20 protein-coding genes are annotated in these 21,371 nt (G+C 70.0%); 14 read left to right on the forward strand and 6 right to left on the reverse strand.

Going from position 1 to position 21,371, the window contains the following annotated elements:
• The first annotated feature begins 107 nt into the window (after window positions 1-107).
• From OG589_RS25630 to OG589_RS25655, 6 genes are all read left to right on the forward strand, one after another.
• Window positions 108-965: an STAS domain-containing protein gene (locus tag OG589_RS25630; RefSeq protein WP_405152124.1), complete on the forward strand. Its 858-nt coding sequence runs from the start codon at window positions 108-110 to the stop codon at window positions 963-965.
• A complete protein-coding gene (locus tag OG589_RS25635) occupies window positions 965-1,354 on the forward strand; it encodes an STAS domain-containing protein (protein ID WP_405140291.1) in 390 nt (129 codons plus the stop codon). The genes OG589_RS25630 and OG589_RS25635 overlap by 1 nt, the downstream gene beginning before the upstream one ends.
• Complete coding sequence (locus tag OG589_RS25640; RefSeq protein ID WP_405140293.1) at window positions 1,351-1,770, forward strand: anti-sigma regulatory factor; 420 nt, start codon at window positions 1,351-1,353, stop codon at window positions 1,768-1,770. Before OG589_RS25635 ends, OG589_RS25640 begins: the two co-directional genes overlap by 4 nt.
• Complete coding sequence (locus tag OG589_RS25645; RefSeq protein ID WP_405140295.1) at window positions 1,758-2,768, forward strand: ATP-binding protein; 1,011 nt, start codon at window positions 1,758-1,760, stop codon at window positions 2,766-2,768. Before OG589_RS25640 ends, OG589_RS25645 begins: the two co-directional genes overlap by 13 nt.
• Window positions 2,765-4,138, forward strand: coding sequence for an ATP-binding protein (locus OG589_RS25650; RefSeq protein ID WP_405140297.1), 1,374 nt, complete (start codon window positions 2,765-2,767; stop codon window positions 4,136-4,138). The genes OG589_RS25645 and OG589_RS25650 overlap by 4 nt, the downstream gene beginning before the upstream one ends.
• Before the next feature lie 69 nt (window positions 4,139-4,207).
• On the forward strand, window positions 4,208-5,785 hold the full coding sequence (locus OG589_RS25655) for a SpoIIE family protein phosphatase (RefSeq protein WP_405140299.1): 1,578 nt from the start codon (window positions 4,208-4,210) through the stop codon (window positions 5,783-5,785).
• A gap of 57 nt (window positions 5,786-5,842) precedes the next feature.
• Here the strand turns inward: OG589_RS25655 and hflX are convergent, their stop codons facing one another.
• A complete protein-coding gene (hflX, locus tag OG589_RS25660) occupies window positions 5,843-7,249 on the reverse strand; it encodes a GTPase HflX (protein ID WP_405140301.1) in 1,407 nt (468 codons plus the stop codon).
• 155 nt (window positions 7,250-7,404) lie between these two features.
• Window positions 7,405-8,085, reverse strand: coding sequence for a DUF4097 family beta strand repeat-containing protein (locus OG589_RS25665; protein WP_405140303.1), 681 nt, complete (start codon window positions 8,083-8,085; stop codon window positions 7,405-7,407).
• A gap of 245 nt (window positions 8,086-8,330) precedes the next feature.
• On the opposite strand from OG589_RS25665, the gene aceB reads away from it, so the two are divergent.
• The 5 genes from aceB to OG589_RS25690 all read left to right on the forward strand — a co-directional run bounded on the left by aceB (window position 8,331) and on the right by OG589_RS25690 (window position 14,867).
• Window positions 8,331-9,926, forward strand: coding sequence for a malate synthase A (aceB, locus tag OG589_RS25670; RefSeq protein ID WP_405140305.1), 1,596 nt, complete (start codon window positions 8,331-8,333; stop codon window positions 9,924-9,926).
• The gene (locus OG589_RS25675) at window positions 9,923-11,377 is read left to right on the forward strand and encodes an FAD-linked oxidase C-terminal domain-containing protein (protein ID WP_405140307.1); all 1,455 of its coding nucleotides are present in this window, start codon (window positions 9,923-9,925) and stop codon (window positions 11,375-11,377) included. Before aceB ends, OG589_RS25675 begins: the two co-directional genes overlap by 4 nt.
• A 163-nt stretch (window positions 11,378-11,540) precedes the next feature.
• Window positions 11,541-12,821, forward strand: a complete 1,281-nt coding sequence (locus OG589_RS25680; RefSeq protein WP_405140309.1) for an FAD-binding oxidoreductase — start codon at window positions 11,541-11,543, stop codon at window positions 12,819-12,821.
• Window positions 12,822-12,834: 13 nt separating this feature from the next.
• On the forward strand, window positions 12,835-14,130 hold the full coding sequence (locus OG589_RS25685; protein ID WP_405140311.1) for a (Fe-S)-binding protein: 1,296 nt from the start codon (window positions 12,835-12,837) through the stop codon (window positions 14,128-14,130).
• Complete coding sequence (locus OG589_RS25690) at window positions 14,127-14,867, forward strand: IclR family transcriptional regulator (RefSeq protein WP_405140313.1); 741 nt, start codon at window positions 14,127-14,129, stop codon at window positions 14,865-14,867. Before OG589_RS25685 ends, OG589_RS25690 begins: the two co-directional genes overlap by 4 nt.
• A 21-nt stretch (window positions 14,868-14,888) precedes the next feature.
• Here OG589_RS25690 and OG589_RS25695 read toward each other — a convergent pair whose 3' ends face one another.
• From OG589_RS25695 to OG589_RS25710, 4 genes are all read right to left on the reverse strand, one after another.
• Window positions 14,889-15,677, reverse strand: coding sequence for a VOC family protein (locus tag OG589_RS25695; protein ID WP_405140315.1), 789 nt, complete (start codon window positions 15,675-15,677; stop codon window positions 14,889-14,891).
• 134 nt (window positions 15,678-15,811) lie between these two features.
• Window positions 15,812-16,690, reverse strand: coding sequence for an SPFH domain-containing protein (locus tag OG589_RS25700; RefSeq protein WP_405140317.1), 879 nt, complete (start codon window positions 16,688-16,690; stop codon window positions 15,812-15,814).
• Window positions 16,691-16,823: 133 nt separating this feature from the next.
• On the reverse strand, window positions 16,824-17,744 hold the full coding sequence (gene ribD, locus OG589_RS25705) for a bifunctional diaminohydroxyphosphoribosylaminopyrimidine deaminase/5-amino-6-(5-phosphoribosylamino)uracil reductase RibD (protein WP_405140319.1): 921 nt from the start codon (window positions 17,742-17,744) through the stop codon (window positions 16,824-16,826).
• A complete protein-coding gene (locus tag OG589_RS25710; protein WP_405140321.1) occupies window positions 17,744-18,982 on the reverse strand; it encodes a hypothetical protein in 1,239 nt (412 codons plus the stop codon). Before OG589_RS25710 ends, ribD begins: the two co-directional genes overlap by 1 nt.
• Before the next feature lie 181 nt (window positions 18,983-19,163).
• Between OG589_RS25710 and OG589_RS25715 the strand changes: the two genes are divergently transcribed.
• The 3 genes from OG589_RS25715 (at window position 19,164) to OG589_RS25725 (ending at window position 20,852) form a co-directional block, all read left to right on the forward strand.
• Complete coding sequence (locus OG589_RS25715) at window positions 19,164-19,508, forward strand: hypothetical protein (protein ID WP_405140323.1); 345 nt, start codon at window positions 19,164-19,166, stop codon at window positions 19,506-19,508.
• Window positions 19,505-20,014, forward strand: coding sequence for a hypothetical protein (locus OG589_RS25720; protein WP_405140324.1), 510 nt, complete (start codon window positions 19,505-19,507; stop codon window positions 20,012-20,014). Before OG589_RS25715 ends, OG589_RS25720 begins: the two co-directional genes overlap by 4 nt.
• Window positions 20,015-20,354: 340 nt before the next feature.
• A complete protein-coding gene (locus OG589_RS25725) occupies window positions 20,355-20,852 on the forward strand; it encodes an NUDIX hydrolase (protein WP_405140325.1) in 498 nt (165 codons plus the stop codon).
• Window positions 20,853-21,371: the final 519 nt, after the last annotated feature.

A 21,371-nucleotide genomic window follows, 5' to 3' on the forward strand; every position in this document is an offset into this window, starting at 1 on the left:
CCCCGTACCCGTGACATGGGATGATCTTCAGTCGACTCAGTGTAACCTCTCTGAAGAGCATTATCTTTGCTCGCCAAACACAGGTTGGTCCGGGAGCTGTCTTGACCGTGCAGGACGATACCAGCAGGCGTCACATCGAAGAACTGTTGCGTGACAACGGGGAGCGCATCCTCGATCGCTGGATCCAGATCTCCAACGAGCCCCTTCGCGGCCGCGCGGTCGAGTCGGACACGCGTGAGGAACTCCAGGAGATCTACACCGCCTTCCTGCGGTCTCTGGACGGCCAGGACGGCGCGGCGGAGCTGCGCGGCCTGCTCGCCGAGCTGTCCCGTTCGCGCGCCCGGCAGGGGTTCACCCCCACCGAGACCGCCATGGCGGTGTACGGGCTCAAGGAGGCCGTCTACGAGCTCGTGGAGGCCGACGGTGGCGTCGAGGCGCTGCGCGGCTTCATCTGGCTGTCGCGCACCATCGACGGCCTCGGGCTCTACACCTTCGAATCCTTCGCGGCCGCCCGCGAAAAGATCATCACCGACCAGACGGAACAGCTCCTGGAGCTGTCGACGCCCGTGGTGAAGCTGTGGGAGGGCATCGTCGCCGTCCCCCTCGTCGGCACGCTGGACTCGGCCCGCACCCAGGTCGTGATGGAGAAGCTGCTCCAGACCCTGGTCGACACCGGCTCGGAGTACGCGGTGATCGACATCACCGGTGTGCCCGCGGTCGACACCCAGGTCGCCCAGCACCTTCTCAAGACGGTGATGGCCGCCCGGCTCATGGGCGCCAGCTGCGTCATCTCGGGCATCCGCCCCCAGATCGCTCACACGATCGTCACCCTCGGCATCGAGTTCGGCGACATCGTCACCAAGGCCACGCTCGCCGACGCCCTGGCCTACGCGCTGCGGCAGAACGGCGTGGAGCTCGCCGGCAGGAAGCAGACGCGCGTGGCCGTCCGGGCCGAGGAGGCCTGATGGACCGCGTACCCATCCTGAAGATCGGCGACATCCTGCTCGTCTCGATCCAGGGCGACCTGGACGACCAGGCGGTCCTGACGCTCCAGGAGGACCTCGCCGACCGGGTCGTCGGGACCGGCGCCGCCGGCGTCATCATCGACATCACGGCCGTCGAGATCGTCGACTCGTTCGTCGGGCGCATGCTGTCGACGATCGCCGGGATGTCGCGCATGCTCGACGCGGAGACCATCGTCGTCGGTATGCGTCCCGCCGTGGCGATCACCCTCGTCGAGCTCGGCCTCTCCCTCGGAGGGCTCCGCACGGCCCTCGACCTGGAGAAGGGCATCGCCCTGCTGAGCCGGCACACCTCGTCGCGGTCGGACGACCTGTCCGCGGTCGGGCTGTGAGCCACCCGCCGACGCGAAACTCCGTCGAAGAGCTCGCCATCACCTCGAACGACGAGGTCGTGATCGTGCGCCAGAAGGTACGCGCGTCCGCGATCGAGCTGGGCTTCTCCCTGGTCGACCAGACCAAGATCGTCACCGCCGCCAGCGAGCTGGCCAGGAACACGCTCGTCCACGCGGGCGGCGGGCACGCGCGCATCGAGGCCGTCCAGAACGGCGCACGGCGGGGCCTGCGCCTTGTGTTCAGCGACAGCGGTCCCGGCATCCCCGACCTCAAGCTCGCGCTCACCGACGGGTGGAGCAGCGGAGGCGGCCTCGGCCTCGGGCTCAGCGGCAGCCGGCGCCTCGTCGACGAGTTCGAGCTGGACTCCGAGCCCGGCCGGGGTACGGTCGTGACGGTGACGAAATGGACCCGCTGAGCCCTGAGCGGCAGGACACCTGGCTCAGGATGGAGGACGCGAGCGCGATCGGCTCCGCCCGCAGGATCGCCTCCGCGCTCGCCGAGGACAGGAACTTCGGCGAGGAGCACGTCGGCCAGGTGGCCGTGGCCGTCAGCGAGGCCGCCTCCAACCTCGTCAAGCACGCCACCGCGGGCACCATGCTCGTACGCCCGCACCCGTCGTCGCCGGCGTCGATCGAGGTCATCTCCATCGACCACGGCCCAGGGATGGCCGACACCGTCGGGCCCGTCCGCGACGGCTACTCCACCGCCGGCACCCTCGGCATCGGCCTCGGGGCGATCACCCGGCTCTCCGACGCGTACGACATCTACTCGCGTCCCGGCAAGGGCACCGTGCTGACCATGCGCTTCACGGCCAAGAACGCGCCTCCGGCCGAGTCCCGCGCGTGCGGCCTGTACCGGGCGGTGGGCGACGAGATCGTCAGCGGCGACGCGTTCGCCTTCGAGGACAGCGGCCGGGCCATCACGGCGGTCATGTGCGACGGGCTCGGTCACGGGGTCGCCGCCGCGGAGGCGTCGCGCGAGGCCGTGCGGGTGTTCAGGGAGGACCCCGAGGGCACCCCCGTCGCGATCGTGGAGCGCGTGCACCGGGCGATCGGGCACACCCGGGGTGGCGCGCTGGCGGTCGTCCACGTCGACCGTACGACCGGTACGGCCAGGTACGCGGGGGTCGGCAACATCTCGGGGTGGATCTGCCATTTCGAGGGCCGGCAGGGCATGACCTCGGTGCCGGGGATCGCCGGGCACAAGGCCAGAAGCCTCAGAGAGTTCGAGTACCGGCTCCCGCCGCACGGAGTGGTCGTCCTGCACTCCGACGGGCTGACCGAACGCTGGGACCTCGCCACCTACCCCGGCCTGCTCACGCACACGTCCCATGTCATCGCCGGCACCCTCCTTCGCGACTCGGCCATCCGCCGTGACGACGCCTGCGTCCTCGCCATACGGACGGAACCGTGAACCGTGACCTGCTGAGCTTCGCCGTACGGGACGACAGGGACGTCTTCGCCGTACGGCAGCTGGGACGCGAGGTCGCCGAGGCCGTGGGGCTGGACGACCTCGACCAGATCCGGGTGGGCACCGCGCTCAGCGAGGTGGGCAGGGAGATCGTCGCGGGCTCCCGGGACGCGGAGGTCGCCTTCCGGCTCGACGACCTGACCGGCCTCATCGTGGACATCGTCTACTCCGCGGGCGCCGAGGCCGTCGCGCCGGCGGGGGTGACCCTGGCCGGCCGGCTGATGGACACCGTCCAGCACGACGAGGGCCTGCGCCGGATCACCCTGGTCAAGAAGGTTCCGGGCGCGCGGGCTCTCGAGGAGCCGCACCTCGGCGAGATCCGGGCCAAGCTGATCGAGCTGGCGCCCACCGGGGTCCTGGAGGAGCTGCGCCAGCAGAACCGCGAGCTCGCCGCCGCGCTGGAGGACTCAAGGAACCAGCGTGAGCGCCTTCTCCGGCTGAACGCCGAGCTGGAGGAGACCAACCAGGGCGTGTTCGCCCTCTACAACCAGCTCTCGGAGGAGCTGGAGGAGACCAACCGTGGCGTGGTCGCCCTCTACGCCGAGCTGGACGAGAAGTCGGCGCAGCTCCGGGAGGCCAGCGAGGCCAAGAACCGCTTCTGGGCCACGGTCAGCCACGAGCTGCGCACCCCGCTCAACTCGGTCATCGGCCTGGTCAGGCTGCTTCTCGGCCCCGGCGGCGAGGAGCTGAGCGAGGAGCAGCACCTCCAGGTCGAGCTGATCGGCAACTCCGCGCAGACGCTGCTCGCCCTGGTCGCCGAGCTGCTCGATCTGGCGAAGGCGGAGTCAGGGCACATCACCACTCAGCCCTCCGTGGTCGTCCTCCCCGCCCTGGCGGAGCGGCTCCGCATGACGCTGCACCCGACGACCGGCGCCGACGGCGTACGCCTCACCGTCGATGTGTCCCGGGCGCCGGAGACCCTGCTGACCGACGAGGTGCTGCTCTCCCGCATCCTGCGCAACCTGCTGTCCAACGCGCTGAAGTTCACCGAGTCGGGCACGGTCGACATGACGGCGTACAGCGAGGACCAGGACGTCGTGTTCGTCGTCGCCGACACCGGCATCGGCATCCCCGAAGAACACCAGGAGCGCGTGTTCGAGGAGTTCTTCCAGGTGCCGGGGTCCGCGCAGACCCGCGCGCGGGGCACCGGCCTCGGCCTGCCGTACGCGCGCAGGCTGGCCGAGGTGCTCGGCGGCACCCTGAGCCTGGCCAGCGTCCCCGGCGAGGGCACCACGGTCACCGTACGGCTGCCGGAGATCGGCCCCGCGCGTGACGAGGAGCCCGACCCGGCTCATCGGGCGGACCCACAGTAAGAACGTGGAGCGGGGGCCCGGAGGGCGTGGTCGGGAGCAGGTTCGGGCGGGTGCTATCAAAGAGGCAAGATGAATGAGAATCCCGCGACCATCCTGGTGGTGGACGACACACCCACCAAGCGCTACATCCTCGGAAGCTGGCTGCGCAGGGCCGGTCACGAGGTCGTGGAGGCCACCTGCGGCGAGGAGGCGCTGAGCCTCGCCGGCACCATCTTCCCCGACCTGGTGATCGTGGACGTGCGGCTGCCCGACATCGACGGGTATGAGGTGTGCGAGCGGATCAAGGCCGATCCGGCCACCACGGCCATCCCGGTGATCCAGATCTCGGCGCACGCCATCGCGGTCGCCGACCGGGCCCACGGGCTCGATCGCGGGGCCGACGCCTACATGGCCGAGCCCATCGAGCCCGAGGAGTTCATCGCCACCGTCCAGGCCACCCTGCGCTACTACAGGGCACGCCAGCGGGCCGAGCGGATGGCCCACCGGCTGGGCGAGCTGACCCAGGTCACCCTGGAGATCAACGCGAGCACCACGTTCGACAAGCTGCTGCATGTAGCCGTGGAGGGCACGTCCAAGATCCTCGGGCGGCGGAGCAGCGCCCTGGCCATCGCGGTCGACGGCAGGATCCGCCACTACTTCGTGATCGACCCCGGCGCGCAGGCCACGTTGCTGAGCGCCGCGCAGGACACCCTCGACCGCGTGACGCGGCTGGCCCTCGGCGACGCGTCGGGCACCGCGGAGTTCACCATGTCCAGGGACGCCTGGCTGGAGGTCCTGCCTGACACCGTGATCAGGAGCGAGGTCTCGGCGGTCGTGTCGCGCACCAAGGTGGGCCGCCCGCCGGTGTACCTCGGGGTCGAAGGGGTCGATCCGCTCGACCCGGACGAGCTCAACGTCCTCAAGCAGCTCGGCCAGGCGCTGGCGCTCGCGGTGGACGCGCTCCGGGCGTACGCCGAGGAGCACATGATCGCGCTCACCCTGCAGCGCAGCTTCCTGCCGTCGCACATCCCGCCGACGCCCAGGCTCGAACTGGCGGTGCGCTACCAGCCGGCGATCGACAACGTGGAGGTCGGGGGCGACTTCTACGAGGTGCTGCGACTCGGCGACCGGCTCCTCGTGGGCATCGGCGACGTCCAGGGTCACTCACTGCACGCGGCCACGATCATGGCCGAGCTGCGCCACGGCCTGCGCGCCCTGGTCGTCGAGGAGCACGACCTCGGGCGCGTCATGGGGCGGCTCAACGACGTGCTGCGCAACTACCACCCCGGCATGACGGCCACGGTCTGCCTCCTGCTGATCGACCCCGTCACCGGCGCGGTCGAGCTGGCCAACGCCGGGCACATCCCCCCCGTGGTCGTGTCCGGCGGCGAGGCGCACTACCTCGGCTGGGGGAACCTGCTGATGGGCGCCGCCCAGGAGGTGTACCGCGTCGACCGGCTGGAGATCCCCGAGAAGGGCGCGCTGCTGATGTTCACCGACGGGCTCATCGAGGACCGTGACATCCCGCTCGACCACAGCCTGGAGGTCGTACGCCAGATGGCCACCTCCTTCGACGAGGACCTGGAAGTGTTCTGCGACCGGCTGATCGACCATTTCGGGGCGAGGGAGGACGACGTGGCGGTCGTGGCCCTCCGGCGGACCGACTAGGGCCCGCGTACGACGACAGCCGGCGCGATTGACGCGCCGGCTGTCCTGTTGAGCGGATCAGACGGTCTCGACCGGCTTGGCGGTGCGCTCCAGCTCGTGGTAGAGCCCGGCGGGCACGCGCGCGTGCAGGACGGTGCCGTCCCCGGTGTGGTCGACCGAGAGCACCTCGCCCTCCTTGTGCGCCCGCGCGACCAGGTCTCCCCTGTCGTACGGCACGAGCATGTGCACCTCGTGGTCGAGCCTCGGAAGCTCCCGCTCGATCGTGGCGATCAGCTCGTCGATGCCGGCCCCGGTGCGGGCGGAGACGACCACGCTGTGGCGCTCGCGCGTGGCCAGCCTGGCCAGCGCCACCGGGTCGGCGGCGTCGGCCTTGTTGACGACGACGATCTCGGGGATGTCCCTGACGCCCTCGATGTCGGCCAGCACCTCACGGACGGCGGCGAGCTGCGACTCGGGATCGGGATGCGAGCCATCCACGACGTGCAGGATCAGGTCGGCGTCGCCTACCTCCTCCAGCGTGGACCGGAACGCCTCCACGAGCTGGTGCGGCAGGTGCCGTACGAACCCGACGGTGTCGGCGAGCGTGAACAGCCTGCCGTCGGGCGTGCGGGCCTGGCGCACGGTCGGGTCGAGCGTGGCGAACAGCGAGTCCTCCACCAGCACCCCCGCGCCGGTGAGCCGGTTGAGCAGCGAGGACTTGCCGGCGTTGGTGTAGCCGGCGATCGCCACCGAGGGCACCTCGCGGCGGGTCCTGCGCGACCGCATGGTCTCGCGGGCGACGGACATGCCGCCGATCTGCCGGCGCAGCTTGGCCATGCGCTCGCGGATGCGGCGCCGGTCGAGCTCGATCTTGGTCTCACCGGGGCCGCGGCCTCCGATGCCGACGCCGCCGGCGGCCCGGCCGCCGACCTGGCGGGAGAGGTTCCCACCCCAGCCGCGGAGGCGTGGCAGGAGGTAGCTGAGCTGGGCCAGCTCGACCTGCGCCTTGCCCTCGCGGCTCTTGGCGTGCTGGGCGAAGATGTCCAGGATGAGGGCGGTGCGGTCGATGACCTTGACCTTGACGACCTCCTCGAGCTGGCGCAGCTGGCCGGGGGTCAGCTCTCCGTCGCAGATCACCGTGTCGGCGCCGGTGGAGACCACGATGTCGCGCAGTTCCACGGCCTTGCCCGAGCCGATGTAGGTGGCGGTGTCCGGCCGCTGGCGGCGCTGGATCAGGCCCTCCAGGACCTCGGATCCGGCGGTCTCGGCGAGGAGCTTGAGCTCCTGCAGGGAGTTCTCCGCGTCGGTGGCGGTGCCGCCGGTCCAGACCCCGACGAGGACGACCCGCTCCAGGCGGAGCTGCCGGTATTCGACCTCGGTGATGTCCTGAAGCTCTGTCGACAGCCCGGCAACTCGCCGGAGCGCCTGCCGCTCTTCGAGATCGTAGTCGCCGGTGGCGAGGTCATCGTTGGAGTCGTTGTACATATACGTCTTCTCTGTGGCTATGGTGGCGCTCCTTGGCGCTCGTGGGCTCACCGCTTCGCACAGTTCAACACGGAGACCCCGTCTATGTCTTCCCTCCGATGGTGCCACGGCGACCATCCGGATTCACCTTGTTATCGGGCCCGGGTCGCCCCGCCTCAGATCTTGAGCACCTGGACGTCGCCCGAGCCGGTCCGCACGTGGATCCTTCGCGGGGAGGAGTCGTCGCTGGTGACCTCCACCTTCCGCTCCCCCGACCCCGTGTCCGTGGTGACGTGGTAGGCGCCCTGCGGCACGCGCACGATGCCCGTACCCGACCCGGTCCTGACGTTGACGTCGTCGGGGACGCCGGTGAAGCGCAGCTCGACGTCGCCGGAACCGGTCTCCGCGACCGCCTTCTTGCCGGCCAGGCCGTTGGCGTCGATCGTGCCGGAGCCGGTCTTGGCGTCGACCTCCCCCGACAGGGTCCGCAGGGTGATGTCGCCGGAGCCGGTGTCCAGCTTGACCCGCATGCCGCGCGGGACCTCCACCTCGTAGTCGACCCCGCATCCCCAGTCGCCGCCGGAGCACTTGTAGTCCAGCGTCAGGACGTCGCCCGAGATCGGATGCCGCGTGGCGGGCTTGTCCGCCTTCCAGTGCAGCGTCTCGGTCACGTGGAGCCCGGGGCGGTCGGACCCGTTGACCACGATGGCCCCCGAGCCGCTCTGGACACGCAGGACCGCCACCTTGCCGTCCAGGTCGTAGGACTTGGTCTCCTCCTTCGTGGGGGTCCCGATGTTCTGCAGGCCGCAGCCGGTCAGCAGGAGCCCCGTCCCCAGCACCGCTCCGGCGGCGATCACGCCTCTCAGGCTCCTACGTCCGCTTGAGGCGCGGGTCTGTGGGGAGGTATCGGCGGGGGGCGTCTGCTTCGTCATGGTTCCAAGATTGCTCGCCGGCCGGGCTCGCGCCCATCGGGGAACGCCCCGAGGCGACCCTTGGGGATCCCTCAGGGATACCGGACATTGACCCCTGACTCGGGCTTCGAGTAGCGTCGATTCCATAATTCAGAACTAATTTTCCGCATAGTGGAAAACGCGATGGAAGGATGGCCATGGAAGGCGTTGAGATAACCGGTCCCCTGCTGGACCGCTTCGACGAGATCCTCACCCCCGAGGCCCTGGGGTTCGTGGCCACCCTGCACCGGGAGTTCGACGGGCGCCGGCGGGAGCTGCTCGACGCCCGCCAGGCCCGCCAGGCCGAGCTGTCCGCCGGCGGCACCCTCGACTTCCTCCCGGAGACCAAGGCCGTCCGCGAGGACGACTCGTGGCGGGTCGCCGAGCCCGCGCCCGGCCTGGTGGACCGCAGGGTCGAGATCACCGGCCCGGTCGACAGGAAGATGACGATCAACGCACTCAACTCGGGGGCCAAGGTCTGGCTCGCCGACTTCGAGGACGCCAACTCCCCACTCTGGGAGAACGTCGTCAACGGGCAGCTCAACCTGCGTGACGCGCTCGACCGCACGATCGACTTCGAGTCCGGCGGCAAGACGTACGCGCTGAGGCCCGACGACGAGCTGGCCACCATCGTCGTCCGCCCCCGGGGCTGGCACCTGACCGAGAAGCACCTGGTCGTCGACGGCAGGCCGGTCTCCGCCTCGATCGCCGACTTCGCCCTCTACCTCTTCCACAGCGGGCAGCGGCAGATCGACAAGGGCAAGGGCCCCTACTTCTACCTGCCGAAGATGGAGTCGCACCTGGAGGCCCGCCTCTGGAACGACGTGTTCACCCGCGCGCAGGAGCTGCTCGGCATCCCGCACGGCACGATCAGGGCGACCGTCCTCATCGAGACCTACCCGGCCGCGTTCGAGATGGAGGAGATCCTCTACGAGCTGCGCGACCACTCGGCGGGGCTCAACGCCGGCCGCTGGGACTACCTCTTCAGCGTCATCAAGAAGTTCCGCACGCGGGGGCGGGAGTTCCTGCTCCCCGAGCGCAATGCCGTGACCATGACCGCCCCGTTCATGCGGGCCTACACCGAGCTGCTGGTGCGCAGCTGCCACCGGCGCGGCGCGCACGCGATCGGCGGCATGGCGGCGTTCATCCCCTCCCGGCGTGACCCCGAGGTGAACAAGGTCGCCCTCGAGAAGGTGCGGGCGGACAAGACCCGCGAGTCGGGCGACGGCTTCGACGGCTCCTGGGTGGCCCACCCCGACCTGGTGCCGATCTGCCGGGAGGTCTTCGACTCCGTGCTCGGCGACCGGCCGAACCAGCTCGACCGGCTCCGTGAGGACGTCTCGGTCTCGGCGGGCGACCTGCTCGCGGTGTCCAAGACGCCCGGCGACATCACCGAGGCGGGCCTGCGCAACAACGTGGACGTGGCCCTTCGCTACCTGGCCGCCTGGATGGGCGGGAGCGGAGCCGCCGGCATCCACAACCTCATGGAGGACGCCGCCACGGCCGAGATCTCGCGCTCGCAGATCTGGCAGTGGATCCACAACGACATCGAGCTGGCCGACACCGGCGAGGTGGTGACCAAGGAGCTGGTGGAGCGCATCATCTCCGAGGAGCTCGACAAGATCCGCCAGGAGCCCGGCTACGACGAGTCGCTGTTCGGGCAGGCCGCGGAGCTGTTCAAGGAGGTCGCGCTCGACGACGACTTCGCCGACTTCCTCACCGTCCCGGCCTACTCCCGCATGCCATGACCCCGGCCCTGGCCGAGCTGTCCGGCCACTTCGAGTCGATCCTGGGGCCCGCCGGGGTGATCACCGACCCGGTGCGGCTGCGCACGTACGAGTGCGACGGGCTGACCTACCACCGCGCGACGCCGGCCATCGTGGTGCTGCCGGAGACGGCCGAGGAGGTCGCCGCGGTGGTCAGGGCGTGTGACGAGACCGGCACGCCGTTCGTCGCGAGGGGCTCGGGCACCGGCCTGTCCGGCGGAGCCCTGCCGCGCACCGACGGCGTGCTGATCGTGACCTCGCGCATGCGCAGGATCCTTGCGATCGACATCGAGAACCGCCGGGCCGTCGTGGAGCCGGGGGTGACCAACCTCGCGATCACCGAGGCGGCGCGCCCGTACGGCTACTACTACGCGCCCGATCCGTCGAGCCAGCAGATCTGCTCGATCGGCGGCAACGTCGCGGAGAACTCCGGCGGGGCGCACTGCCTGAAGTACGGTTTCACGGTCAACCACGTGCTCGCGATCGAGCTGGTCGCCCCGGACGGCGAGATCGTCGAGCTCGACGCCATGGATCCCGGGTACGACCTGCTCGGCGCGTTCATCGGCTCGGAGGGCACCCTCGGCATCGCGACCAAGATCACCGTACGGCTGTCGCGCGCCCCCGAGGCGGTGACCACGCTGCTGGCGGCGTTCACCGACGTCACCTCGGGCGGGCTGGCCGTCTCGGCGATCATCGCCGCGGGCATCGTCCCCGCGGCGATCGAGATGATGGACGCCCTGGCCATCGAGGCCGCCGAGGCGGCGGTGCGGTGCGACTACCCGGCCGGGGCGGGCGCCGTGCTGATCGTGGAGCTGGACGGGCCCGGCTCAGAGGTCGCCCACCAGTTCGCGCAGGTCGACCGCATCTGCCGGGAGAGCGGCGCCTTCGAGCTGCGGATCGCCGACGACCCGGCCGAGCGGGCGGCCATCTGGAAGGGGCGCAGGTCGGCGTTCGCGGCGGTTGGCCGCATCAGCCCCGCCTACCTCGTGCAGGACGGCGTCGTGCCGAGGACGGCCCTGCCGAGCGTGCTCTCGGGCATCGAGGAGCTGTCCGCCCGGTACGGCATCCGCGTGGCCAACGTCTTCCACGCGGGGGACGGCAACCTGCACCCCCTCGTACTGTTCGACGACGGCGAGGAGGGGGCGGGGGAGCGCGCGGAGCAGGTGTCCAGCGAGATCCTGGACCTGTGCATCTCGCATGGCGGGTCGATCACCGGGGAACATGGGGTCGGGGTTGATAAATCCCGATATATGCCGAAGATGTTCACGCCGGAGGATCTGGACACCATGCAGCTCGTGCGCTGCGCCTTCGACCCCAAGGGCCTGTCCAACCCCGGCAAGATCTTCCCCACGCCCCGGTTGTGCGGCGAGGCCCCCGGGGTGCGCAAGGGCGTGCATCCCCTGGTGGCCTCCGGAGAGGCGGAACTGTTCTGATGCCCCGTCCCACTCCCCCCGTCCCGTCCCGCCATCGAGCAGCGTCCCGCTCCTCCCGTCCCGGCTCGCGATCGAGCAGCGTCCCACCGCCCCGTCCCGGCCCCGCCATCGAGCCGCGCTCCACGCCCGCCATCGAGCGGCGTCTCGCTGCGAGCGTGCGCCCATGAGCGCCGGCGACGCCCTCGCGGCGAGCGGTGTGACGATCCGGGAGGCCGGTCCTGACGACGAGGTCGCCGGGGTCGCGCCCCGCTGGGTCGCCCTGCCCGAGTCCACCGGCGAGATGGCCGCCGTGATGCGGGTCGCGGCCGAGCACGATCTCGCCGTGCTCCCGGTGGGCGCCGGCACCAAGGTGCACTGGGGCTCCGCGCCCGAGCGCTGCGACCTGCTGCTGGACACCTGCTGCCTGAACCAGATCCTGGAGCACGTCGCCGGTGACCTCGTCGTACGCGTGCAGGCCGGGGTCACGGCGGAGGCGCTCGCCGACTCCCTCGGCAAGGCTGGCCAGCAGCTCGCCCTCGATGTCCCCGTCGAGGGGGCGACCGTCGGCGGCACGCTCGCCACCGCGACCGCCGGACCGCGCCGCCTGCGGTACGGCACGGCGCGCGACCTGCTGATCGGCATCACGGTCGTGCTCGCCGACGGCACGATCGCCCGGTCGGGTGGCAAGGTCGTCAAGAACGTCGCCGGGTACGACCTCGGCAAGCTGTTCACCGGCTCCCTCGGCACGCTCGGTGTCATCGCGGAGGCGACGTTCCGGCTCCACCCGGTGCCCGCGTCCCGTGCCTGGATCACCGCCACCGTCCCCGGCCTCGGCGCCCTTCCGGACATCGGCGCCATCGCCGGCTCCCAGCTTGAGCCGAGCGCGCTCGAGATCGACCGGCCGGAGGTCCACGGCCCGGTCACCGTGTCCGCGCTCGTCGAGGGGGTGGCCGCCGACGAGCGCGCCAAGGCCGTGGGCGAGCTCATGGGAGAGACCGCGCTGATCTCCGCCGAGCCCCCGGCGTGGTGGGGACGGCTCCCCGATGCGGACTTCCCGCTCGAAACGCCTGGTGAGGAGTTCCTGCTCGAACTGCGCGTCCCGCCCGGCGCGGCCGTACGGGCGCTGGCCTCGGTCACCCGCGCGGCCGAGGAGGCCGGAGACCTCACCGTGCGCGTCCGGGGAGCGGTCGCCTCCTGCGTGCTGCACCTGGCGCTTCCCCCGGGCACCGCCGCGCGGGCCGCCGAGGTCTTCGTGACGGCTCTGCGTTCCAGCGTGGCCTCGGACGGCGGGAGACTGGTGGTGTGGACCGCACCCCCGGAGGCCGCGTCGCGGCTCGACCGCTGGGGGCCGGTCGGGGCGGCCACGCTGATGCGGCGGGTGAAGGAGCGCTTCGACCCTGAGGGGCGCATGTCACCCGGACGGCTCGTCGGCGGGCCCCCGCCGGTCGCGGGCCACGGCGCGTGAGGAGCGGAGCATCATGGACCCCGAGCTGATCAAGGACTGCGTGCACTGCGGCTTCTGCCTGCCCACCTGCCCGACCTACGTCCTGTGGGGCGAGGAGATGGACTCCCCGCGCGGGCGCATCCACCTGATGAAACAGCACGTCGAGGGCACCCCGCTGACCCCTGAGATGGCCGGTCACTTCGACGCCTGCCTGGGCTGCATGGCCTGCGTCACCGCGTGCCCCTCGGGCGTGCGCTACGACGTGCTCATCGAGTCGACGCGGGCCGAGGTCGAGCGGGTCCATGAGCGCCCGAAGGCCGACCGCGCCTTCCGCGCCCTGGTGTTCGGGCTGTTCCCCTACCCCCGGCGGCTGCGGGCGCTGCGCCTGCCGTTGAAGCTGGGCGAGAAGCTCACGCCGCGCCTGCGCCCCCTGCTCGAACGGCTGGACCCGCGCCTCGCCGCCATGGCCGAGCTGGCTCCCCCAGTCCCCCGCCGCGTGCGGCTCCCGCACCGGGTGGAGGCCCGGGGCGAGCGGCGGGCCGTCGTCGGGATGCTGACCGGATGCGTGCAGGGGGAGTTCTTCCCCAGGGTCAACGCCGCCACGGCCCGCGTGCTCGCGATGGAGGGATGCGACGTGGTCATCCCTCCGGGGCAGGGCTGCTGCGGCGCGCTTTCTGTGCATTCGGGGCGCAAGGAGGAGGCCGCGCGGTTCGCCCGCCGGACGATCGAGACGTTCGAGCGCGCGGGAGTGGACACCGTGGTCGTCAACGCGGCCGGATGCGGGTCGAGCACCAAGGAGTACGCCGAGCTGCTCTCGGGCGATCCCACCTGGGCCGCCAGGGCGCGCGGGCTCCGCTTTGTGGACTTCGCGGAGTTCCTGGCCGAGCTGGGGCCCTCCGCCGAGCGCCACCCTCTGCCGATCACGGTCGCCTACCACGACGCGTGCCACCTCGCCCATGCGCAGGGCATCCGTTCACAGCCCAGGTCGCTGCTGGCGAGCGTTCCCGGCCTGCGGCTCAGGGAGGTGCCGGACTCTTCGATCTGCTGCGGGTCGGCGGGCACCTACAACCTGTTCCAGCCGGAGGCCGCCCGCGACCTCGGCGACCGCAAGGCCGAGCAGGTGCTCTCCGTCGGAGCCGACCTGCTGGTCTCCGCCAATCCCGGGTGCACGATGCAGATCGCCTCGGCGGCACGAAGGCGGGGTGCGGACATCCGCGTCGCGCACACCGCCGAGGTGCTGGACGCCTCCCTCCGCGGCCTCTCCCCCGCCACTCTCGGACGTCCGCCCCGCCGCGCCGGCGTCGCGGCCGCCGCGAAGCGGGCCCGATGAGCACGGTCCAGAGCGTCGACCGGGCGCTGGACGTGCTGGAGGCGCTGGCCGACCAGGGCGGCGAGGCGGGCCTCTCCGAGATCGCCGCCCGCACGGGCCTGCCGTACGGCACGATCCACCGGCTGCTGCGGTCGCTGCTGGCCCGGGGGTACGTCCGGCAGGAGTCCGACCGCCGGTACGCCCTGGGCAGCGCCCTGGTGCGGCTCGGCGGCGCGGCGGAGCGCATGGTGGGCGTGTGGGCGCAGCCGTACCTGGAGAAGATGGTCGCGCTGTCCGGCGAGACGGCGAACCTCGCCGTGCTGGAGGGCGACTTCGTGGTCTACGTGGCCCAGGCGGCGTCCCCTCGGAGGCTGCGGATGTTCGCCGAGGTGGGCCGGCGGGTGCTGCCGCACAGCACGGCGGTGGGCAAGGTCCTGCTCGCCGAGCGCGCGGACGCGGCGGCCATCCTGGCGCGTACGGGCCTGCCGCGCCGCACCGAGCACACGATCACCTCGATCGACGCGATGCTCGCGGAGCTGGAAAGGGTGCGGGAGCAGGGGTACGCGATGGACTTCGGCGAGGAGGAGCTGGGGGTGCACTGCCTGGCCGTGCCCGTGCGCGACGACGGGAGGATCATCGCCGGCATGTCGATCTCGGGCCCCGTGGACCGCATCGAGGCCCTCGACCGGGAGGAACTGGCCGAGGGCATGCGCGCGATAGCCACCGCCTTCGGCACCGACGTGGCCCCACCCCGCTGACCACAGCACTCACGCCAACCGCTAGCCGGTGAAGGACTCGCGGGTGTGCTCGCAGATCGCGAAGGCTGCGCCCGTGGGGTCGGCCAGGAGGGCCACCCGGCCGTGCGGCATCTCGTACGCGCCGACCAGCACCGAGCCACCCTCGGGCACGACCTGGGCTTCGGTGGCGTCACAGTCGGCCACGGTGAAATAGATCTTCCAGTGCGACGGCACCCGTGCCGCCTCGTACGGCATCCGCAGCCGCCCGCAGACGGGCTCACCCGCGATCTTCCACAGGACGTAGTCGTAGTCGACGCCGTCGCCGACCTGTTCCTCCTCGTAGCCGAACAGCGACTCGTAGAACGGGTCCTCCACCTTGGTGTTCCTGGCGTAGAGCTCGTTCCAGCACATCGCCCCCGGCTCGCCGTACAGGCGCGACCCGAGGTGGGGACCGGCCTGCCAGAGCCCGAAGGTCGCCCCTTCGGGGTCGACGGCCAGCGCGAAGGCCCCGAAGTCGGGCAACGCCATCGGGAGGATGACGAGTTTGCCGTTGCTGGCCTCGACCTGCACGGCGGAGGCCTCGGCGTCGGAAGTGGCCAGGTAGACGCGCCAGGCCGCCTCGGTGGACTCAAGGCCGACCGCCGGGGGCGTGATCGCGGCGACCGGCTTGTCGTCCACCAGGCACATCGTGTAGTGCCAGACCTTCGGACCGAGATCCTTGCACGTCCAGCCGAAGATCTTCTCGTAGAACCGGACGGCGGTGGGGAGATCGTGCGCGGTGAGCTCCGGCCAGGACGGAGCCCCGTCGGGGTAGTACGTGCGCTCCGGCATCACCGATCTCCCCAGAAATATGCGATCCCCCCATAACTGCATACTTCCACCATCAAGCACCCGGGACTTCGAGAGTCGCCCAAGCTTGCCGATATCTGGACTTATCCGCTCATATCCACCGAACAGTTGTGGGGTCAGCGTGACTGCGGGGTGATGTTGAGGGAACCGTTCTGCGGCACCGGCACGACCTGCACCTTGCCGTCCTGGATGGCCTTCCAGAGGATGGCTCCCTGCGGCCCGAGCACCCCCACCAGGTCCTTGATGGACTCCAGCTCGGTCTTGACCTTGGTGTTGATCTGCTGCTGGGCGAGGTTCTGCTGCTTGGCGGCCTGCTCGGCGGCGAGCGCGTCGATCAGGCTGCGCGGCGGCTCGGGCTTCTGGATGGTGAGCGCGACGTCACCGCACTCGCCGGTGCCCGCGTAGTTGGGCTGGCAGAAGTAGTCGGCGCCGGCGGTCTCCTTGATGAACTGCCGGGCGAGCTGGCCGACGCGCTGCTCCCACTGCTGCTTGGCGTTCGGGTCGTTGAACAGCTTCTTCCACTCGAACTCCTGCGAGGCAGCGTCCATCGCACGGTCGAGCGGCTGCTTGAAGTAGAAGTTGAGCATGCGGCGCCAGCCCTCGGACTCCCTGGCGTCGAAATAGGACCCGTACTTCAGCCCGATCTTCTCGTGGAACTGGCGGAGCGTCTCGCACGAGGTGTTGAGGGTGAACGTCGCGGAGCCCGCCACCTGCATCTCGACGTTGTCCTTGGAGACGATGCTGATGGGCTTGGACTCGGAGTCGCCGGTGCCGGAGAAGTCGAACGTGCGCTGGCCGAAGGGATAGGCGTAGGAGGTGTCGCCCGGGCCGAGGAAGGTGGCCCCGCTGGAGGGGTTGATGCACTTCACGAACTTGATCGCCTCGAACGGGCCACCGGCGTAGTGCAGCCTGACCTCGTCCGGCGCGGTGCTGACCTTGCTGCAGCCCGTGGCCAGGAACCCGAGGCCCACGATGGCGATGACGGCGAGCAGCAACCCCCTGAGCAGAAGCCGCCTACCACGCCCCCCACCCGATGCCGAACTGTCAGTGCTCTTACGTGCGCTCATCTTCGGGCCGCCCTTTACTAGCTCTTTACGGTCGGCCGATCCTAGAACACCCCACCCAAGATCATTCGCCCGCGAACGAGCCCCTGTGGATAACGGGGGCAGCGGCCTCCCGCCGGGCGTGCACGCAGACATGATCCGCCGCCCGGCTGATCTGCGTGATACGGAATCCGGCAAGGACGATCTCGTGACCCAATCCTGTGGACGAAGACGGACTCATGTGCGGGAGATAGGCGACGACGTAGTCGATCAATCCCTCGGATAAGAGGGGCTCGGTAAGACCCGCACCTCCATCGATGAGCAGCGATCGCACCCCGCCCGCGTACAGCGACCGAAGCGCCGTGTCGCCGTCGCCATGGATTCGGGAAGGAATATTGATCATGCCGGCCCCATGACCGCCGAGGACGCCCTCTTCAAGGCGACCGTCGGCGTGCAGCACGGCGTCGACGCCCTTTCGGAGCTCCATGACACCGGGCATCCGATCAAGCGCGGACGCGGGTCCGGAGACATCTGCGATATATGACCAGGTGATGGTCGGCCTGCCCGTCCTGAGGGCGGAAAGCCACGGGCCGAGCACAAGCTCGGCCTCATCTGCCAGCACACCGACCTCGACCTCGACCCCGGCATTTCGCAGGGCCGCCACGCCGCCCTCGCCGCGCGAGGTCGGATCGACAAGTGCGACGACGACACGGACGATTCCCGCGTCGATGAGCAACTGCCTGCATGCCGGGGCGCGGCCCACATGGTTGCAGGGCTCCAACGTGACGATCGCCGTAGCCCCGATGGCAGCGCCACCGGCCGCGCAAAGTGCGTTGCCTTCCGCGTGGGCCTCGCCTTTCCGGTGATGGTAGCCCTCTCCGAGGATGCGGCCCTGCCCGTCCACGACGACGCAGCCCACCGGCGGATTGGGGCTGGTCGTACCGAGGCCGTGGGCTGACAGGGCGATGGCATGCCGCATCGCCTGAATCTCGACTTGGGAGGCCATCAGACGGCGGGAATGCCGGCCAGGGCCGTACGAAGGGCGGCGACGGCGGGAAGTGTCTCATGCGCATCCAGCGACGAGCCGACTGACTTGATCATGTAGAGGATCCTGCACGAACCCGCCCCCAGAGCGATCTCCAAGGCCTCCCCGGCCACGGTCGCCGCCTGCTCCGGCTCCCGCTCGGCGGCGTACGCGGCGGCCATTCCGGCCAGGGCCATGGCCCGGTCGCGGCGGTACACAGGCGACAGCACGGGCAGCGCGGCCTCGTAGGCGGAGAGTGAACGGGACGACTGATCAAGCATCAGCCAGCAGCGGGCGCGCTGGATCTCGACGTACGCGGTCGAACAGAAGGAGCCATGCCCGCCTCGCGCGTCGCCATCGTCGCGGACCGACGCCGCCCACATCTGCGCTTCATCCAGCAACGCGTGACACCGCCTCTCATCACGGTCCAGCGCATGGCCTTGGGCTTCCTGCTGAAGGATGGCTGCTCTCATCGGATCGGGAAGCACATCGGCTTTCCGACGTGCGGCGTTGGCCAGGCCGATCACCTCTCCTGCGGCTCCTGCGGCGCGTTCCGCCGTCGCCTGCTGGCTTCGGCGGAACATCGTCCATGCGAGCATCAACTGATCATCGCTTTCGTGCGCCCATACCATCGCGCGGTCGGTCCAATATCTCGCCTGGGGCAGGTCGCCCGCGTCTTCATGAAGCCACGCCGCCGACTCCGCGTACTGAGCCGCCAGCCTGAGCACGTCTAGCCGACTGCCTTCACGAGCCGACCTCAAAAGCGCCTCCAGGAGCGCTATCTGCTCGCGCACAGCGGTCAGGGTGTGGCGTGGACCGAGGAGGTTGTCCCTCTTGACCAAAAGGTGCCACTGGTCGCGTAGGTGCTCTAGAAGCTCCGCGACCTGCCCGCGAGAAAGCGTCTCCAGACGTTCGATGGCCGGGCTCGGTTCCGCCTGGATCGGGGTGGTTCCCCATGATGGATCACCACCGAACAGGTCGGCCTCCGCGGTATCGAAGACCCGGCAGTAGAGCACGCGGTAGGGATCGCGCAGGAGGTGATCACCTCTTTCCCATCCACGAATCATCCGTATCAGCGAGTCCGGTGAGGCGAGATGAGCGCGGGTGCGGGGGTCGGCCGCTTCACGCAGCCGCCTGGCCATCTCCTTCTGGCTCCAGCACCTGTCGCGCCGCTCCGCTCTCAGCCGCGCGGCCCACGCGGGTGGTTCATCGGCGACCATCAGCGCACCTTTCGACCGACCGGACAAGGGGACACCCTCGGGTTGTCTCCCAGTGTCCTCCCGAACCCTCTGTCCGCACATGGTTTCGGAGCGTTGTGATGGGACCCGACGCCGCGAAAGGCGGGACCCGCAGGCGCTGACACGCCGTACGGGTCCCTTGATCAGGAAGCAGGTCCTGACCATGAGCAAGGGTAGAACCGGCCGGATCCGCTCGGAGGCCGACGTGGCACATCCGCCCTCTGCCGGCAACCGTCCGGGGCGGCACAGGGTCGGCGCGTGGACCGGCCGGGTCGACGCCCGGCGCTGGGACCTGGCGAAGCGGGCCGCCGCCGCCCAGCTCGACCAGATGGAGCCCGCCTGGCACGTCATGTACGGCCTGGGCAGCCGCAGGTTCGTCGCCATGGCGATCTGGCACGCTCCCCGGCCGCTCAGGGTCGAGGCGACCACCCTGGACGAGCTGCGCGAGCTGATGCGCGAGGCCGAACTCGGAGCCATGGCCCTGCTGGTCGGTATGAGCGCCTCATGACCGCTCCCGGCAGACATGCCCGCGAGCCGGACCGGTCCCACGTCGAGTTGCCCGATGCGGCCGACGCCGAACCGGCTGACTCGCCCGACGCCGAGTTCTGCGATCCGGCTGACGCCGAGTTGCCCGATCCGTACGGCTTTCCGGTCACTGGAGGGATCGGCATAGGGGGCTTCATGCCGGCTCGCGGCGGACCCATGCCACCGCCCCCGGTGCCCGAAGTGGTGAGCACGCTCATCGAACGGCAGATCGCCGCGCTCAACCAGACCTACCCGGCGTGGCGGATCACGCGGGTGAAGCGCGCGGACGGCACCCGTGGCGGATGGTGGGCCACTCGGCACGCCACCCTCACAGACGACCAGCGCGCTTCCGGCCTGGTGCCGAGCATCGCGAGAGGCGACGTCGTGGCGCTGGTGATGGAACTCGCCGTACAGGACGAGATCGCTCATCAGAACGGCTACGCGACAGGTGGAACACGACGGGCCACCATCGTGGAGAGCCCTTCCTAGACGCGCGGCGGGCCTGAGCCAGGGGTGGCGGGGCCCGCCGCGTCAACCACCCATAAGGCACGACAATCATCAGAAGGAACCTGCGGGAGTCGCAAAACCTCCTTCCACCCACCCCTCACCCACGTGACGGGTGATCCACTTGAAGCCCACCCAGAACAGTGACCTCCAAAGGCGGCCAGGTGGGGCGCTACCCGCCGAAAGGTGGGAGCGGCATCCACGCCGCACACGCTGGCATCGCCCCCACTTTTATGCGGTCCCGCGTGGCATCGTCTAACGACGGCTCCCGCCTGACCTGCGACCGTCGCCCACGGGATCCACGCCATCTTCTGCAGGCTGGATCATGACCGGTAGGGTTCTCGTACATGTCGGAGATCGCGCCCAACGCGTCAGCCTGTGTCACCAGAGGTGGCCGGCCCGCCTTCGTGGTGATGTCGAGGTCTTCCTGCACCGAGACGGCCGCTGGTTGCTCATCAGGCGCGGCGAACAGGAGGATCACGCGCCCGGCGTGCTCAGTGGAGTCGGCGGCAAGGTCGAGGTCGATAGGGCAGCGGACAATGTGCTTGAGGAGACCGCTCGCCGGGAGGTCGCGGAGGAGATCGGCGTCGACCTCGCCGGGGTCGAGGTCACCTACGCGGAGAGCGCCTTCTTCGTGACCGACGACGGCGACCCGGTGATCAACGTGGTCTTCTCGGCTCCGATGCCGCCCGACGCGATGCCCTTCGCCACGTCGCCCGACGAGGTGGCCGCTCTCGCGTGGCTCACCGTCGCCGAAGCCGAGGCCGACCCGAACTGCCCACCCTGGACCCTACGAGGCCTCCGCCACGCGGCGTCAACGTAACCCTGGAGAACGCAGGGGCTTCGCTGTTTCTGGAGGCGGCCACATCTTCCGGGCGGGATCCGCGCGCCCAGGTCCCACACAGGGATTGATCGAGCTGGTGCCAGATGGCTTTGTCCACTGTCTGTTCCTTGCGAACCGTCCAGACGAACGAAGCCAACGGGCGGGGCGCACACTCCCGCGGAAGCCGGCCCGGCGCGGCGTACATAGAGGTCAGCGCACCAGAACTGGCGGCAGGCGCTGGGCCGTCGGCGAGGCACGAGCCCTGGCCGTACGCCGGTAGTCCATGGCCCGGGTGGGAAACAACCTCTTGCCCCGTCACGGGGGTGCCGGGAGGGCCCATCACTCCCATCGATCACGACCCCAGACAACATAGCCACTCTGTTCCGCGTTCTTGATCGAACTGAAGAGACCCCTCAGGCGTTCTTGACCGTGGCGATGGGGTGGTCGTCGGAGCAGTGGATCCCGATCTCGATCCGGACGTCCTGGCCCGCGAAGATCATCTGCCGTGGACCAGCACCT

Source organism: Sphaerisporangium sp. NBC_01403 (assembly GCF_045040145.1).
Classification (GTDB): Bacteria; Actinomycetota; Actinomycetes; order Streptosporangiales; family Streptosporangiaceae; genus Sphaerisporangium; species Sphaerisporangium viridialbum.

What these genes read in the sequence shown, in the direction of transcription:
- OG589_RS25635 (WP_405140291.1), top strand. Translation starts at nt 965, where the DNA reads ATGGACCGCGTACCCATCCTGAAGATCGGCGACATCCTGCTCGTCTCG.
- OG589_RS25645 (WP_405140295.1), top strand. Translation starts at nt 1,758, where the DNA reads ATGGACCCGCTGAGCCCTGAGCGGCAGGACACCTGGCTCAGGATGGAG.
- OG589_RS25655 (WP_405140299.1), top strand. Translation starts at nt 4,208, where the DNA reads ATGAATGAGAATCCCGCGACCATCCTGGTGGTGGACGACACACCCACC.
- hflX (WP_405140301.1), bottom strand. Translation starts at nt 7,249, where the DNA reads ATGTACAACGACTCCAACGATGACCTCGCCACCGGCGACTACGATCTC.
- aceB (WP_405140305.1), top strand. Translation starts at nt 8,331, where the DNA reads ATGGCCATGGAAGGCGTTGAGATAACCGGTCCCCTGCTGGACCGCTTC.
- OG589_RS25675 (WP_405140307.1), top strand. Translation starts at nt 9,923, where the DNA reads ATGACCCCGGCCCTGGCCGAGCTGTCCGGCCACTTCGAGTCGATCCTG.
- OG589_RS25680 (WP_405140309.1), top strand. Translation starts at nt 11,541, where the DNA reads ATGAGCGCCGGCGACGCCCTCGCGGCGAGCGGTGTGACGATCCGGGAG.
- OG589_RS25685 (WP_405140311.1), top strand. Translation starts at nt 12,835, where the DNA reads ATGGACCCCGAGCTGATCAAGGACTGCGTGCACTGCGGCTTCTGCCTG.
- OG589_RS25690 (WP_405140313.1), top strand. Translation starts at nt 14,127, where the DNA reads ATGAGCACGGTCCAGAGCGTCGACCGGGCGCTGGACGTGCTGGAGGCG.
- OG589_RS25695 (WP_405140315.1), bottom strand. Translation starts at nt 15,677, where the DNA reads ATGCCGGAGCGCACGTACTACCCCGACGGGGCTCCGTCCTGGCCGGAG.
- ribD (WP_405140319.1), bottom strand. Translation starts at nt 17,744, where the DNA reads ATGGCCTCCCAAGTCGAGATTCAGGCGATGCGGCATGCCATCGCCCTG.
- OG589_RS25710 (WP_405140321.1), bottom strand. Translation starts at nt 18,982, where the DNA reads ATGGTCGCCGATGAACCACCCGCGTGGGCCGCGCGGCTGAGAGCGGAG.
- OG589_RS25715 (WP_405140323.1), top strand. Translation starts at nt 19,164, where the DNA reads ATGAGCAAGGGTAGAACCGGCCGGATCCGCTCGGAGGCCGACGTGGCA.
- OG589_RS25720 (WP_405140324.1), top strand. Translation starts at nt 19,505, where the DNA reads ATGACCGCTCCCGGCAGACATGCCCGCGAGCCGGACCGGTCCCACGTC.
- OG589_RS25725 (WP_405140325.1), top strand. Translation starts at nt 20,355, where the DNA reads ATGACCGGTAGGGTTCTCGTACATGTCGGAGATCGCGCCCAACGCGTC.